Here is a 2,975-nt window from a genome sequence, read left to right as displayed (position 1 = left end):
TCATTAGACCTTAACATGTGATGTATTGAAACGATTTGCTTACGCGGTCAAACTGTTCTCCGTATTCTTATTAGACCTTAACATGTGATGTATTGAAACGTTAGCTTGACAGCCTTATACTGACTACTTGTTATATTAGACCTTAACATGTGATGTATTGAAACAAACAAAACTGGATTTTATTTTTAGTGATACCATTAATTAGACCTTAACATGTGATGTATTGAAACGAATGTTGCATTGATTGAATCCCTCCTTTATTTAAAAATTAGACCTTAACATGTGATGTATTGAAACGACATTTAGTTTGCTTATTTTTTGTATTGGAAACTCATTAGACCTTAACATGCGATGTATTGAAACTGAACCTCTTGTGGAAGTTCTGAATCGTTTTCAGACATTAGACCTTAACATGTGATGTATTGAAACGCAAATGCTTGAATTGGTAATACGGTTATTACCATATTAGACCTTAACATACGATGTAACAAAAAACCGACTACCCATAAGTAGTCGGTTTTTCATATTAAATATCATACCAAAACTGCTTCACAGCCTTAATCTCACGAATCAGCTGAGAATAAGAAAATACAAGTTCTAAAAATTCAGTACTATCATCCATCATATCTGGAGTCAATCCAGATTCAACAAGTCTATTCTTTATAATCCTTAAAACACTCAAATCAAAAGAATCAAATAGCAGTTTATCCTTAATTTCAAAATCCTTCTTTAAAAGCCCATAGAAGTATTTTTGACCTTTGCCCGTAACTAATGTTTTCAACTGCACAGTAGAACCATTAGAAGTGAGAATAGTCATTTCTTCAAGTACTAACAAATCCAAATCAATAGACTTTTGAGTAGGAGTATTCTTTCTAGCTCCATTCTTTATTAGATAGCCATTTGATCTAAGCCATCTAAATAATCTGTTTTGACCAATTTTCACATTTGTATTTTTGAGAATCTTCGCATAATTTCCGATAAGAATACCATCTCTAGAACTAGCTATAGCTCTACCAAAACTAGCAAATGATTCTGTCTTATGAAAATGTTCTTCCAATCTTTTATTTTTTAATCGTTCTTCCTTTAATTCTTGAAAAACTTTTATAGCATAATCTGGATTCTCGAGAAACTGATCCGTAGCATAGAATCCATATTTTCTGATAGATGGTAACACTTCATTTCGTAACCATTTTCTAAATTTTACGCCTATAGGTTTATCAGTATATTGCAAGAAACCATATAGCCCATCTTCATAGAATATAATAAGTTGTGGAACATATTTGAGAGAGGTTACTACCTCAGAAGTAGTAACCTTATTTACTAACTCTTTGAAGTTTTTTAGTTCCAATCCTCTAAGTACATCATATTCTATATTAATTTCAAATTCCTCAGCTTGGATACACTGCTGAATAGTTTTAGATGAATCAGCATAATCAAAAACAGATAAAATTTCATTTGCAATCCAGCAAGGTTTGCCATTCCACATAAAAGTATGGATATTAGTTCCAGCAAATTCATTAATAATCATTTCATTCATTATAGAATCCTCCTTCTTGAAGAACACCTAAAAGATATGCTATAATAAATGAGCAATACCTTTCGGTGTTGTTGTTTTTTAGGGAATTCGCAAACTTTGGTCGGGGAGCGAGTTCCCTTTCATTTGTCCTTATTTTCTTTTCAAATTGTTACGGATTACTGAAATAGCTCTTTCGTTATAGAGATAATTACTCTTACCAGCTATGCGAATATCAGAATCTGTTAGTTCTCCAGATTCCAACAACTTTTTAGCCAATCGAATTAAATAAGAAGAGTTAATGTCTAATAAATTCGCAACTTCTTTAGTGATGTAAACTTTGTTAACGTCCAACTAAAACCCTCCTCTATAAGATTTTGCAAGTCAAGAATCTTTATTTGTTTTCTTCTTTATCTAGCCACTTATTGACTTCAGATTTCTTATATCGGAGACTTCTAGCTTTTCCATAATAGGGCATACCTTGCTTTCTCCAATTACTTGCAGTAGCTTTGCTAATTTTCAGCCATTCACAAAGCTCTTTAGTCGTTATCAGTTCTTCGTCCATAATCAACCCCCTTTAATGCAAACTGTTTAATAAGTTCAATAGGTACATCTATATTATAAGTTCAATAAGTTCAATAAGTTCAATTTGTCAATCGATTTATGTTATTTTTAAGAAATATTAGGTTCATATGTTTGAACTTATCACTCATCGGTTATTCTGCGAAACACAACTTTTCCTTGAAATTTGAACAAAAAGGGTGTATACTCATTTTAGACAAACGTTGAATTGGGTGTCATTAGACCTTAACATGTGATGTATTGAAACTAGTAAAAATCTTTTGAAAGTCTGTCAGCTACTTGCATTAGACCTTAACATGTGATGTATTGAAACAAGTTTAATTCTTCAGCAATTTTATTGAGCTGACACTATTAGACCTTAACATACGATGTCACACATCAACTACAACCAAAATAACCTAGAATTTAGATCCAATCTAAACTCTAGGTTATTTTTTTGCCCTCAAACATTCACCAATATCGGCTCTTTTTTAACGCCCCCAATTTTGATATAATATAAAGGATGTACTTTTATAAATGTACTTAAGATCGAGGAGGAAGTAAAATGGAAAGAAAAGAAAAAACTATAGTATCGGTGAAAAAAGTGAGCAAGGACTGGATGGAACAACAACCATATATGAATAAATTAAGACAATTGAGCGATGAATTCTATGAGAAAAATGGGCGCAGAAAAAAACATCTCACAGTAACTTTTGGTTGCCAAATGAATGAAAATGATTCTGAAAAAATGATTGGTATGCTTAGCAATCTTGGATATGAAGAAACTGACAAGAAAGAAGAAGCTGATATTATCCTCTTCAATACTTGTTTAATCAGAGAAAATGCTGAGCTAAAGGTTTATGGAAATTTAGGAGCGCTTAAACCTCTTAAAAAGAAAAAT

At 31.8% G+C, this 2,975-nt stretch carries 4 protein-coding genes; 1 reads left to right on the top strand and 3 read right to left on the bottom strand.

Features of this window, described 5'->3' with window-relative positions:
* Positions 1-526 precede the first annotated feature (526 nt).
* The 3 genes from N4A45_06355 to N4A45_06345 form a co-directional block, all read right to left on the bottom strand.
* Positions 527-1,537, bottom strand: a complete 1,011-nt coding sequence (locus N4A45_06355; protein ID MCT4664839.1) for a phage antirepressor KilAC domain-containing protein — start codon at positions 1,535-1,537, stop codon at positions 527-529.
* A gap of 129 nt (positions 1,538-1,666) precedes the next feature.
* Positions 1,667-1,867 carry a hypothetical protein gene (locus tag N4A45_06350; protein ID MCT4664838.1) on the bottom strand — a complete coding sequence of 67 codons (201 nt, stop codon included), beginning with the start codon at positions 1,865-1,867 and terminating at the stop codon, positions 1,667-1,669.
* A 40-nt stretch (positions 1,868-1,907) separates the two neighbouring features.
* A complete protein-coding gene (locus tag N4A45_06345) occupies positions 1,908-2,078 on the bottom strand; it encodes a helix-turn-helix domain-containing protein (protein MCT4664837.1) in 171 nt (56 codons plus the stop codon).
* A gap of 561 nt (positions 2,079-2,639) precedes the next feature.
* Between N4A45_06345 and N4A45_06340 the strand changes: the two genes are divergently transcribed.
* Positions 2,640-2,975 (top strand): hypothetical protein (locus N4A45_06340; protein ID MCT4664836.1); only part of this gene is annotated, 336 nt, incomplete at its 3' end.

Source organism: Flavobacteriales bacterium (assembly GCA_025210805.1).
GTDB lineage: Bacteria > Bacteroidota > Bacteroidia > Flavobacteriales > CAJXXR01 > JAOAQX01.
This window is presented reverse-complemented; position numbering and strand designations above follow the sequence as displayed.